The sequence below is a fragment of the Streptomyces sp. NBC_01003 genome (assembly GCF_045162695.1).
Taxonomy (GTDB): Bacteria; Actinomycetota; Actinomycetes; order Streptomycetales; family Streptomycetaceae; genus Streptomyces.
Genome location: NZ_CP108707.1, coordinates 6480782 through 6492979, shown reverse-complemented (window position 1 = coordinate 6492979; position 12198 = coordinate 6480782). Strand labels below are relative to the sequence as shown.

Genomic DNA, 12198 nt, shown 5'->3' with positions numbered 1-12198 from the left:
GGGCACGAGAGGGCTCCCATGCCCGATGCCCTGCTCGACCCGATCACCCTCGGCGACCTGCTGAGGGTGGCTTCGGCCTCCGACTTCGACCGCTGGCAGGACCAGATTCGCCGCACCGGCGGCTGCTCCGACCCCATCCACCTCACCGGCTGGACCCTCACCAAGGACAAGACCACCGGCGAGACGCTGCACCACTACTCCACCGAAACCGAACCCGGCAGCCGCCTCCGCCTCGCCTGCGGCAACCGCCGCGCCTCCCGTTGCCCCTCCTGCGCCTGGACGTACGCGGGTGACACCTACCACCTCATCCGCGCGGGCCTCGCCGGAGACGACGACCGCGACATCCCCTCCACGGTCCGCGACCACCCCCGCGTCTTCACCACCCTCACCGCCCCCTCCTTCGGCCCGGTCCACAACCGCCCCGACCGAGGCGTCTGCCGCTGCGGCACCCGCCACGCCTCCGACGCCTCAACGTTGGGCACAGCCCTCGACCCGGCGACGTATGACTACGCCGCCGCCGTCCTCTTCAACAACCACGCAGGCGACCTGTGGATGCGCTTCACGACCCGCCTACGCCGCGAGATCGCGGCCCGCGCCGGCCTTTCCCAACGGGAGCTGAAGGAGTCGGCCCGCCTCTCTTACGGAAAAGTCGCCGAGTTCCAGAAGCGCGGCGCCCTTCACTTCCACGCGGTGATCCGCATCGACGGCTCGGAAGGCCCCGAGACCCCGCCGCCGTCCTGGGCCACGGTCACGCTCCTCACCGACGCGATCCACGCAGCCGCAGCCCACAGCTACACGTCCGTGTCCGTCCCGGCCGCCGACGACCAACCGGCCCGCACCTTCCGCTGGGGCAAGCAACTCGACGTACGCCCCGTCAAGGCCTTCGGCGACGGCTCCGACATCACTGAACAGGCCGTCGCCTCCTACGTCGCCAAATACGCCACCAAGGCCGCCGAGAACACGGGCACCCTCGACCGCCGCATCGGCGAACTCTCCGAACTCGACCGCCACCAGGTCCCCGACCACGCCCGCCGCCTGATCGAAGCCTGCAAGCACCTCGACCCGCTCTACCCGGACCGCCGCCTCTGGGCCTGGGCCCACATGCTCGGCTTCCGCGGCCACTTCTCCTCCAAGTCCCGCCGCTACTCGACCACCCTCGGCGAACTCCGCCAGGCCCGCGCCGACTTCCGCGCCGCCCAAGAACGCGAAGCGCTCGGCACGCCCGACTTCGAACCGGACACCGTCCTCGTCCTGGCCGACTGGCAATACGCCGGCCACGGCCACACACCCGGCGAATCCGCCCTCGCCGCCACCATCGCCCGAGACCTCCAGCACAACCGCGAAACCGCCCGGGAAGAACTTCGAGCAGCCCCCGACGAGAGGGAGTGGTGACCATGGCAACACGGCTCCCCGTCCGCTACCTGACGCCTGACGACCTGGTGGAGATGTTCGACCTGCCCAGCGTCGAAACGGTCTACCAGTGGCGTCGCAAGCGCGTCGGTCCCCGCGGCTTCCGAGTCGGCCGGCACCTGCGCTACGACCCGGATGACGTCCGAACCTGGGTCGAATCCCTGCAGGAAGGGGCTGCCGCCTGATGGCCGGACACATCCAAGACCGCTGGTACAAGGTCGAGACCGGAGCGGACGGCAAGACCCGCAAGGTGAAGAGCGATCGGTACGGCATGGGTCTCCGCTACCGCGCCCGCTACGTCGGCCCGGACGGCACCGAGAAGTCGAAGAGCTTCCCGGACAAACAGAAGCGCTTGGCCGACGCGTGGCTGACGAACATTGAGGCTGACATGGCTCGCGGCCAGTACATCGACCCGCGTGCCGGTCGGACGACCTTCCGCGAGTACACCGAACGATGGATCGCGGCACTGACCACCGACCTGACTAGCCGGGCCGCAGTCGAGGGCCGCCTACGACTTCATGCCCTGCCCTACCTGGGAACGCGCCCGATCGGTTCGTTCCAGCCGGAGCACATCCGAGACTGGAATCGTCAGCTCGAAGATGCCGTGACGTCAGCCTCGTACCGGCGTCTGATCTTCGATGCGGTCTCCTCCGTGCTCACGGCGGCCGTAGATGACCGTCTGCTCGCCTCAAATCCCTGTCGGGCTCGATCGGTCAAGGCGCCGCGTCCCGCGCCGACACGCGTCCGTCCATGGTCGGCTTCGCAGGTGTTTGCCGTGCGGACCGGATTGCCTGAGCGCTACCGGGCCGTGGCGGATGTCGGCGCGGGTTGCGGACTCCGTCAAGGCGAGATCTTCGGTCTGGCGGTCGACAACCTCGGTGATCTCGGCTGGCTCTACGTGCGGCAGCAGGTCAAGAAGGTCCGCGGTTCGCTGGTCTTCGCGCCGCCCAAGCGCGGCAAGCTCCGTGACGTGCCGCTGGACCCTGAGGTGTCGGCGGCGCTGGCCGGCCACATGGAGCGCTTCCCGCCGGTTGAAGTGACCTTGCCCTGGCTGACGCCGACCGGGCCGAGGGTTACGCATCGGCTCGTCTTCACGAGCGGTATCGGCGCTGCACTGTGGAGCAACGGGTTCAACGATCAATCGTGGAAACCCGCGCTGGCGCACGCCGGGATCATCCCAGTTCCCGAGAAAGGGCAGCGGTACGCGGCGGCCCGCGAACACGGCATGCACGCCCTACGGCACTTCTACGCCTCGGTCCTCCTCGATGCCGGGGAGAACATCAAGGCGCTGAGCCTCTACCTCGGGCACAGCGATCCGGGGTTCACGCTCCGCGTGTACACGCACCTGATGCCGAGCAGCGAGACCCGGACCCGGAAAGCCATCAGCGCCATGTACCGGGCCGCCGGTCACGCCCATGACGGCCCAGAGACGGCCCAAGCCGCCTGACACGGCCCCTCATCGACGGGAAACCCGCTGGTGAGGGGCTGTTTCATGCCCTCGTTCGGCAAGTAACACCCCATCTTGCCTGACCGCCACCCCATGGGGGAAACCGCGTGGTGTGCGTCACTCTTCGTGACGCTCCGGGTGCGGCCGGGAACGCATACGGCCCCGGCCGCCGTGGAGGCGGGCCGGGGCCGGGGTCAGGCGTGGTGGGGGTCAGTCCTGGGTCGGGGTCTTCTTCTTGCGGACCAGGAAGACCGCGCCGCCGCCGATCACCACGAGGGCGATGGCGATGCCCGCGATCAGCGGGGTGGCGTTCGAGCTGCCGGTCTCGGCGAGGTCGCCGGCCTTGGTGCCGGTGCCGCCCACGGAGGCCGGGCTGGGCTGCGACGACGGCTGCTCACTGCCGCCCGCGGTGCTCTCGGTCTTGCAGTCGAGGACGCCCTTGAACCGCTTCTCGAAGCCGTTCGGACCCTTGATCGTGAAGTCGTACGCCTGGTCCTCCTGCAACGGGATCGTCACCGTCTGCGAGGCGCCGGCCGCGATGGTGTGCTCAAGGCCCATCAGCTCGAAGTTGAACGCCTCGTCACCCTTGTTGGTCGCCGTGATGTCCACGCCGCTCTTGTCGCAGTTCTTCTGCGCCGACAACGCGGGGGCCGCGCCCTTCTTCGCCCAGTTCGCCGTGGCGGTCGCGGAGACCGTGGACTCGCTGGAACCGGCGAGGATCTGCGTCTGGCTGCGGGTCTCGGAGGCGAAGGCCCGGCCGACCGGCACGGTCGTCGACGCCTGCACCGTCAGCGCGGCCGTGCCGTCGGCGGCGCCCTCGGGCACGTCGAAGAACAGCTGCCCGCCGTCGGCGGCGGACGTCACGGGCTTGCCGTCCTTGTCGACGACCTTGACCCCGCTGGCGGCCGCGTCGGCGGGCGGCGTCACGCTCACGCTGTCGGCGTTCGTACGGACCGTGACCGGGCCGAGCCGGTCACCGGCGCGGCCGGAGACGGCGGAGGGCTCCAGGTTCAGCGAGGCCTTCGGCTCGGCGAGGGGCTGGGCGCTCTTCTGCAGGTAGTCGGCGAGCTTCTCGGCCGCGGGGCTGACCGCGTCCACGTCCGCGCCGTCCGAGTAGCGCCAGATGGCGACCTGGGTGCCGGCCGCGGCGTCCTTCTCGGTGAGGCTGCCGGCGCCGGCCTTGCGGGCCAGCGCGGCGAGGTCGTTGACCTGGGGGTAGGAGTTCTGCAGGATCCAGCGGATCTTGCCCGCGTCCGCGTTCCCGTTCAGCGACGTGCCGCTCCAGGGGGTCTCCTGGTACTTGGCGTCCCGCTGGGTCGGGTTGTGGATGTCGATGCAGTACGTCTGCAGCGTGCCGCCGTTGTCGACGGACATCTCGAACAGTCCGGCGGAGACGGGCTGGTCCTTGCCGTTGTCGTGGATGACGGCCTGACCGTAGGTCTTGAGCCCGCCGATCGTGGCGGTCGCGCCGCCCTGCTGCTGGGGGACCTCGTCCGCAGAGGCCGCACCAGCGCCGGATATCGCGGCGGTGGCCACGAGTCCGGAGACCAGGGCCGCCGCGGCGAGGCGGGCGGCGCCCCGCCCGCGTGGGGTGACCGCCGACAACACAGATACCGCAGAGAACACAGAATTCCCCTTCAGGCGGGAGACATTGGCACGAGGGGGGTGACGTCCCGCCGACAGAACGATGTGTGAATCAGACGCTTGAGCAGACATCCGAATCAATGGCCCCGTGGGCTACGCCCGGCATCCTAAGGAAGCCGCGCACCACAGTCCCCAGGTCAGAGCGGTACGAGGCGATCCGACTCGGAATCGTTATCGCCGCTAATGATTACAGCCCCGGGTTATCGACAAATCAACGGCACGGAACCGGTGTTCATTCGCAGATAAGCCGCACTTCGGGCCGCATTCGGGCCGAGCCGCGATCCGAGGGCTCAGCGACTTCTTTCAGCCGACGACGGCCGGTTCTCGCCGTTCGCTCTGTTGCTGGTCCTGCTGGTCCTGCTGGTCCTGCTGGTCCTGCTGGTCCTGCTGGCCCTGCTGGCCCTGCTCGCCCTGCTCGCCCTGCTCGCCCTGCTCGCCCTGCTGAGGTTCGCCCTCCCCTTGCGGCTCGATCTCGAACGACGGCTCGTCGCCGTCCGGTTGACGCCCCGGCCGGGTCTGCCGGCTCCGCCGGAACGCGGTCGTCCCGCGCGACAGGTCGTGCCCGACGGCCGACGCCTGGATGTCCGCCGACGTCCAGTGCTGCCCGCCCCGCTCTTCGTCCCGCACCCGCAACCTCCCCTGGACCAGCACCGGTTCGCCGATGGACAGCGAACCCTGCACGTTCGTGCCGAGCGTGCCCCACGCCCACACCGTGAAGAAGTTCGTGTGCCCGTCCACCCACTCGTTGCGCACCCGGTCGAAGTGCCGGGCCGTCGCCGCGAGCCGGAACCGCGCCACCGGCCCCTTCGGCAGCTCCCGGTACACCGGCGTCGTCGCGACGTTCCCCACGACCGTCACCGTCGTCTCGCTCATGTCGGTCCACCCCTCCCCTGCGCACGGACGCGTGCGGGCCCGTCCCGCACGGCCTCGTCCGTACCGCGTTCCCGGTCGGTGCCGGGCCGCGATCTCAGAGTGCCTGTACCGGGACGAGCCCGCTGGTGCCTGTGTTCTACCGGCCAGTTGTGGAATTCCCCGTCACCCGTCCAGGTGGCGACTCACGTCCGCGGGGGGTCACCCCGTCACCTTCACGTACTGCTCCCGGACCTCCCGGTACCTCAGCAGCTCGGCGGCCACCGGATCGAGGACGCGGGCTCGCCCGCACCCCGCCGCCGCCTCCCGAAGGCGCCGTTCCGCGTCGAGCCCGTAGCGCCGCGCCGGTCCCTTGGCCGCCATCCGGCACGACCACTCCACACACGGTCCGCCGATGATGCCGCACAGCATCAGCAGCACCGGGACTCCGAGATTCGGATCGAGAACCCCGATGATCTGCCCCAACAGCCACAGCCCGCCGATGACCTGAATGATCGTCATGGAGACCTGTGCGAGGACCGCGACCGGCCACCAGCCGGGCCTCGGCAGCCGAGGCGGCGGCGACCCCGCCGAGACCGCCAGGTCGTCGAGCGCCTCCGGGAGCCCCTCGGCCCCCCGCGTCGCCGCCTCCCGCACCGCCTGCCCCCACGGCCCCGGCAGCCCCGCCGACGCCCGCTCGCCCACGATGCGCACCGCGTGCTCCACGCGCTGGCGCGCCGTCGCCTCGTCGTCGGAGGGCAAGGGCCTGACCGTCAGCGTGTCGCTCGGGCTGCGCTGGGACTCGTACCAGCGCCAGAGCCGCAGCCAGGGGGTGCCGCACGCCTTGTTGGCGTTGCGGCGCCAGGCGCGTTCGGCCGCCTGTCCCGCGGCCTCGGCGCCCACGGCGTCGGCGAGCCGGTCGGTGAACTCCTCGCGGGCGTCCTCGCTGAGCCCGCTCTTGCGTCCGGTCGCGTAGACGGGCCGCAGCCGCAGCGCCGCAGCGTCGATGTCGGCCGCGATCCGGCGGGCGGCGGCGCCTTGTTCGCGCGTGAACTGGTCCAGGGACTCGCGCAGTTCATCGACGCCGTCGCCGGTGAGCGCGGAAAGGGAGAGTACGGTCGCGCCCGGTTCGCCGTGCTCGCCGAGCGCGATCCCGTCCTCGTCGAGGAGGCGCCGCAGATCGTCGAGTACGAGGTCGGCGGCCTCGCCGGGCAGCCGGTCCACCTGGTTGAGAACGACGAAGGTGACCTCCGCGTGGCCGGCGAGGGGCCGCAGATAGCGCTCGTGCAGCATCGCGTCGGCGTACTTCTCGGGGTCGACCACCCAGATGACGGCATCGACGAGCGCGAGGATCCGGTCGACCTGCTGACGGTGCTCGACGGCCGCCGAGTCATGGTCGGGCAGGTCCACCAGGACAAGCCCCTTGAGCGGCGCGTCCACGTCCTTGGGACCCTGGCCCTGGAGCGGGCGGCGGCGCAGCCGGCCGGGGATCCCGAGCCGGTCGAGGAGCCCCGCGGCGCCGTCCGTCCAACTGCACGCGATGGGTGCGGAGGTGGTGGGCCTGCGCAGTCCCGTCTCGGACAGGGGCACGCCCGCGAGGGCGTTGAAGAGAGTCGACTTGCCGCTGCCGGTGGCGCCCGCGATGGCGACGACGGTGTGCCGGACGGAGAGCCTGCGCCGGGCGGCCGCCTCGTCGAGCACGTGGCCCGCCTCGGCGAGGGCCGCGCCGTCGACGCGGGCCCGGGAGAGCCCGACGAGTTCGCGCAGCGCGTCGAGGCGCTCGACGAGCACCGCGTCGGCGCCCTGGAGCTCGTCCTCGTGGGCGTACGAGTCGGGCATGGCCTCCACGTCGAAGACACCGGAGTCCGCGACGCGCCGGGCGATGAGCCCGTCGTCCCAGGCGCCGCCGCCGGAGCCGTCCACGTCCTCCCGGGGCGGATCCACGCGCCCGGCCGGTTCCGTGCCATCGGCGTGCTCGGTGCGCTCGGTGCGCCCGGCGTGCTCGGTGCGCCCGGCGTGCTCGGTGCGCTCGGCGTGCTCGGTGCGCTCGGCGTGCCCGGCGTGCCCGGTGCGCTCCGCGTGCCCGGTGCGCTCGGTGTGCCCGGTGCGCTCGGCGTGCTCGGCGTGCTCGGTGTGGTCCGTGTGATCCGTGACGGCGGTCACCGCGGTCACCTCTCCTTCTGCAGTACGGACAGCGCGGCGATCAGTTCGGCCTGGGACTCGGGATGTACGTCGAGTGCGTCGAGCGGCGCGAGCCTGCGGTCGCGCTCCACGGCGAGCACCTTGTCCAGGTATTCGGTGAGCAGCCGCCCGCCCCGGTCGCGCAGGCGCAGGGCCCCTTGGGCACCGATGCGTTCGGCGAGGCTCTCGCCGGCGCTGCGGGCGCGGTTCCCGCCGAGGAGTGCGGTGGCAAGGAGGGCGGCGACGAGTTCGGTGTCGGGCGGCGGAGTGGTGTCGAGGATGCGTACCTGTTCCTCCGCGTACTCCTCGAGCATGCGGCGCCAGCGGCGTACGGCCATACCGATGCGGTGCTCCGCGGTCTCCAGGTCGGGGTCGCGGTCGGCGAGTCCGTCCGCGGCGCCCGCGGGGTCGCGGTGCCAGGCCTCGTCGATGCGTTCGTCGGCGGCGGTGACGGCGCACAGGAGGAGCGCGCCGAGGCTCTCGGTGAGCGCGTCGAGCAGTTCGACCGGCGCGCAGTCGAGGGGGTAGCTGCGCCACCGCTTGAGGGCGTCCCCAGCGAGCACACCGCCGCTCTGGAGCCGGGTGAGCACGCGCGCGTGCTCCCTCGCGTACGTCTCGTCGACGGTGGCGGTGAGGCGCAGGGCGGCGGCGTACTGGGAGGCGACCGCCCCCGCGAGTCCGGGGGTGCGGACCCGGAGGGAGTCGATGACTCCGTTGGCGGTGCGGGCGATGGCGGTGCAGCGGGCGGTGGGGTCCTGGACGCGGTGGCTGAGCCAGGCGCGCAACGGGGCGACGGCGGTGGCCGGCAGGAGGCCCCCGCCGCCGGTGGACTCGGGCAGTTCGGGGACGGTGAAACGCGGTACGTCGCCGAGTCCGGCCTTGGCGAGCAGGGCCCCGTACTGGCGGGAGACCTCGGCGACCATCTGGTGCGGCACGCGGTCGAGGACGGTGACGAGGGTCGCGTTGTTCTCCTTGGCGCTGCGCAGCAGGTGCCAGGGCACGGCGTCGGCGTAGCGGGAGGCGGTGGTGACCATGATCCAGACGTCGGCGGCGCTGATCAGCTGGGCGGCGAGTACGCGGTTGCGGGCGACGAGGGAGTCGACGTCGGGCGCGTCGAGGAGGGCGAGCCCGCGGGGCAGGTTGCCGGAGGTCTCGACACGCAGGACGTGTTCGTCGTCGGCGGGGGCGGCGGCGCCGAGCTCGATGTCGTCGGGGCGGCGGGGCGTCCAGACGCGGGTGAGGTCGGGCAGGACGCGGGCGCCGGAGAACCAGCGGTGGTCCTCGGGGTGGCACACGAGTACGGGGGTACGGGTCGTGGGCCGCAGCACACCGGCCTCGCTGACCTTCCGCCCGACGAGGGAATTGACGAGGGTCGACTTCCCGGCCCCGGTCGACCCGCCGATGACGGCGAGCAACGGGGCTTCGGGATCTTTCAGCCGGGGCACGAGATAGTCGTCGAGCTGCGCGAGGAGCTCCACCCGGTTGGCACGCGCACGCGGCGCTTCCGGGAGAGGGAGGGGAAAGCGCGCGGCGGCGACGCGGTCGCGCAGCGCGGAGAGTGCGTCGAGCAACTGAGGCCGTACGTCCAAGGTCACCACATGCGAAGAATGCCCAATTTTGGCGGCTTTCTGAAGCATATGGACGTCTCTGCGCGCCGATGCGGCCCATCCGGTCCATGGGACGGAAGGGACGACTGGGGCGCAGGCATAACGAGTGCACAACACCCGGGGCGTGAGACGCCAAAAGCGGTGCAAGATTCGTACCTGCCTGCGATTATCAGGACCGCTTCACCGAACCTCCACATCGTGCCACGGAGGCGAAGCAGCAGGGACAGGGATCCGGGAGCCCTATCCTTGGTCCCGGCAAGGTCACGGATCTCCCCCACATCCGTCCCGAGCCACCGGCCACACACCGGCCCCCGTAGCTCAGTGGATAGAGCAGGCGCCTTCTAAGCGCTTGGCCGCAGGTTCGAGTCCTGCCGGGGGCGCCTCTCTGAGGCCCTACTTCGGTAGGGCCTTTCTGCTGCGCAGGGGGCGCACCGGGCGCGACACGCAGAAGCCTCGCCCCCGGAGATCGGGACTGGGGAGATCCCCGGCCACTTCAAGCCGCCACAGGTGTGCCGCATCTGCCGATCGACGCACCGGACGTAGGCGGCGAGCGGCACGAGGACGCTGCCGACGGCCCACTCGGCGATGTGACGGGCACACCCACGTTGCTTCGAGAAGAAGAAGTCGTGGGTTCGAAATCCCGGTTCGGGGGCGGCCGGGCCGGGCGCCTCCGTGCTCGGCGCCTCACCCGCCCGCCCTGCGGAGTGCAACGTCACCGCAGCGCCTCTGAGCGCGGTGCCGGTGCGGGCGCCGGCGGGGGCGGCGGGGCCGAGGACTCACGGAAGCCGTACTTCGCCCACCAGCGGGCCAGCGGGGCCGGTGCCCACCAGGCCCACTTGCCCAGGAGCGCCATCGTCGCGGGCACCAGCAGGCCTCGTACGATCGTCGCGTCCACGAGGACCGCGATGACCAGGCCGACCCCGATCATCTTCATGAAGAGGATCGAGGAGGCCATGAAGCCGCCGACGACCACGACGAGTAGCAGCGCCGCGCTCGTGATGATCTTGGCTGTGCGCTGGACGCCGAGCGCCACGGATTCGACCGGGTCGCCGCTCACCTCCCACTCCTCGCGGACGCGGGAGAGCAGGAACACCTCGTAGTCCATCGCGAGGCCGAACGCGATCGCCACCACCAGGACGGGGAAATTGGCGTCCACCGCGCCGATCGGCTCGAAGCCGAGGAGCCCCGAGAGGTGGCCGTCCTGGAAGATCCACTTGATCGCCCCGAACGCGGCCAGGAGCGAAAGGAGGTTGAGGATCACCGACTTGAGCGGGAGGAGCAGGGATCCGAAGGCCATGAAGAGGACCAGGAACGAGACGACCGCTATGAACAGGGCCATCCACGGGAGGCGGTCGCCGATCATGCCGACGATGTCGGCCCGGGACGCCGGCATACCCGTCAGGAGTGCGTCCGCGCCGGCCGGGGGCGCCGTGGCGCGCAGGTCGTGGACCATGCTCTGCGCGGCGTGGGACATGGCGTCCGGCGTGTAGCGGAGCGTGATGCGCGCGTCGTTGCCCTCGAACGCCGTGGGGGTCGCCGAGGCTACGCCGTCCACGGTGGCCAACTCGGCTGCGTAGGTCGCTACTTCGGCGCGGTCCACGGGGCCGGTGGAGCCCTGGACCACCGACGTCATGATCTGTGCGGGGTTTGTGCCGAAGTCCGACGCCAGTGTCTTGCCGACCACCTTCGCGTCCGCGTCGGAGGGCAGCACCCACTCGCCGGGGCGTGCCCAGTTGACGCCCAGGAGCGGTGCGCCCAGTCCTACGAGGACGGCGACGATCGCCAGGGAGGAGATCAGCGGCTTCCGCATGACCGCGTGCGCCGTGCGGTACCAGCGGCCCTCGTTCTCCGGCTTGGGGGCGCGGTTCCTGCCCAGCGGGATGCGCCACTTGTCGATGCTGCGCCCGGTGTAGCGGAGGAGGGCGGGGAGCAGCGTGAGGGAGCCGACCACCGCGAACGCGACTACGGCGACCGCCGCGTACCCCATCGAGGAGAGGAAGCGGGAGGGGAAGAAGGCCAGTCCGGCAAACGAGATCGCCACGGCGATGCCGGAGAACGCGACCGTGCGGCCCGCAGTCGCGGTGGCGCGCTCCACGGCCCTGTCGACGTCGGCGCCCGCGTGGAGTTCTTCGCGGAAGCGGTTGACGAGGAAGAGCGCGTAGTCGATCGCCAGGCCGAGGCCGAGGATCGTGATGACGTTGATGACCGTGCTGGAGATCTCGGTGAACATCGTCAGGACGCGGAGCACGACGAAGGAGCCCAGCGCCACGAACGAGCCGACGGCCAGCGGCAGGAGCGCCGCGATCGCGCTGCGGAAGATCAGGACCAGGAGGATCAGCAGGATCGGGACCGAGAGCATTTCGGCACGCGCGATGTCCGAGCCGGTGAGGGTGTTGACCTGGTCGGTCATCGCGGCGACGCCGCCGTAGCGGACGGTGACTCCGTCGGCCGCGAAGTCGTCCCTGATCTTCTCCAGTGCCTCGACCTGCTCCTGGTCGTCGCCACTGGTGAACTGGACGGTGGCGTAGGTCTGTTGGTTGTTCTCTGATACGTAGGAGCTCGGGTTCTGGGTGCCGGGGTGCCAGAACGAGTCCAGGCGGGCGATGTCGGCGCGTGGGACATCGTCGAGCGCGGCACGGACTGCTGTGCCGAAGGAATCGACCGTGGCGCCCTTTTCCTTCGACTCGTACAGCACGATGAGGTCGTTGGACTCGCGGCCGAGCGAGCCGTCGAGGACCTTGTCGGCCTGGACGGACTCGCCGGCCGGGTCGTCGAAGCCGGCTCCGCCGGTGAACGAGCCGAAGACCCCGGTGCCCCACACGCCGGCGAACAGCGTGAAGACGGCTGCCGCGATGACGACCCATTTCCGGCGCCGCGCGGTGAACTTTCCGATAGCGGCAAACACTTCTGTCTCCCTGAATAAATCAAATGGCGTGTGGCAAACGTCTATGCCGCGTGACGTCTGCGGTGGTCGGCGAAAATACATTTCGGCCTTCAGCGCACGATTTATGAGACTTTCCAGGAAACGTGTGCGTCCGACATCCGCGTTACGGAGACTGC

At 70.6% G+C, this 12198-nt stretch carries 8 protein-coding genes and 1 tRNA gene; 4 read left to right on the top strand and 5 right to left on the bottom strand.

Features of this window, described 5'->3' with window-relative positions; all coding sequences use genetic code 11:
* Positions 1–18 precede the first annotated feature (18 nt).
* From repSA to OG698_RS29625, 3 genes are read left to right on the top strand one after another with little or no spacing between them, the layout of a single operon-like run.
* Entirely contained in the window at positions 19–1392 is a 1374-nt protein-coding gene (gene repSA / locus OG698_RS29635) for a replication initiator protein RepSA (protein ID WP_406111361.1), read from the top strand.
* A gap of 2 nt (positions 1393–1394) precedes the next feature.
* Entirely contained in the window at positions 1395–1595 is a 201-nt protein-coding gene (locus tag OG698_RS29630; protein WP_393701838.1) for a helix-turn-helix domain-containing protein, read from the top strand.
* Positions 1595–2857: a tyrosine-type recombinase/integrase gene (locus tag OG698_RS29625; RefSeq protein ID WP_406106620.1), complete on the top strand. Its 1263-nt coding sequence runs from the start codon at positions 1595–1597 to the stop codon at positions 2855–2857. Before OG698_RS29630 ends, OG698_RS29625 begins: the two co-directional genes overlap by 1 nt.
* A 210-nt stretch (positions 2858–3067) precedes the next feature.
* Here the strand turns inward: OG698_RS29625 and OG698_RS29620 are convergent, their stop codons facing one another.
* The 4 genes from OG698_RS29620 to OG698_RS29605 form a co-directional block, all read right to left on the bottom strand.
* Positions 3068–4483, bottom strand: a complete 1416-nt coding sequence (locus OG698_RS29620; RefSeq protein WP_406106619.1) for a Cys-Gln thioester bond-forming surface protein — start codon at positions 4481–4483, stop codon at positions 3068–3070.
* Positions 4484–4804: 321 nt separating this feature from the next.
* Entirely contained in the window at positions 4805–5374 is a 570-nt protein-coding gene (locus OG698_RS29615) for a single-stranded DNA-binding protein (protein ID WP_406106617.1), read from the bottom strand.
* Between the two features lie 198 nt (positions 5375–5572).
* On the bottom strand, positions 5573–7522 hold the full coding sequence (locus OG698_RS29610; protein WP_406106616.1) for a GTPase: 1950 nt from the start codon (positions 7520–7522) through the stop codon (positions 5573–5575).
* Positions 7519–9168, bottom strand: coding sequence for a dynamin family protein (locus OG698_RS29605; RefSeq protein WP_406106615.1), 1650 nt, complete (start codon positions 9166–9168; stop codon positions 7519–7521). The genes OG698_RS29610 and OG698_RS29605 overlap by 4 nt, the downstream gene beginning before the upstream one ends.
* 277 nt (positions 9169–9445) lie before the next feature.
* Here OG698_RS29605 and OG698_RS29600 point away from each other — a divergent pair.
* Positions 9446–9518 (top strand) — tRNA-Arg (locus OG698_RS29600).
* Between the two features lie 332 nt (positions 9519–9850).
* On the opposite strand, the gene OG698_RS29595 is transcribed toward OG698_RS29600, so the two are convergent.
* Positions 9851–12043 carry an MMPL family transporter gene (locus OG698_RS29595; protein WP_406106614.1) on the bottom strand — a complete coding sequence of 731 codons (2193 nt, stop codon included), beginning with the start codon at positions 12041–12043 and terminating at the stop codon, positions 9851–9853.
* Positions 12044–12198 lie beyond the last annotated feature (155 nt).

Excerpts from the sequence above, each read along its gene's own strand:
- OG698_RS29625 (WP_406106620.1), top strand. The coding sequence starts at position 1,595 with ATGGCCGGACACATCCAAGACCGCTGGTACAAGGTCGAGACCGGAGCG.
- OG698_RS29630 (WP_393701838.1), top strand. The coding sequence starts at position 1,395 with ATGGCAACACGGCTCCCCGTCCGCTACCTGACGCCTGACGACCTGGTG.
- OG698_RS29615 (WP_406106617.1), bottom strand. The coding sequence starts at position 5,374 with ATGAGCGAGACGACGGTGACGGTCGTGGGGAACGTCGCGACGACGCCG.
- OG698_RS29605 (WP_406106615.1), bottom strand. The coding sequence starts at position 9,168 with ATGCTTCAGAAAGCCGCCAAAATTGGGCATTCTTCGCATGTGGTGACC.
- repSA (WP_406111361.1), top strand. The coding sequence starts at position 19 with ATGCCCGATGCCCTGCTCGACCCGATCACCCTCGGCGACCTGCTGAGG.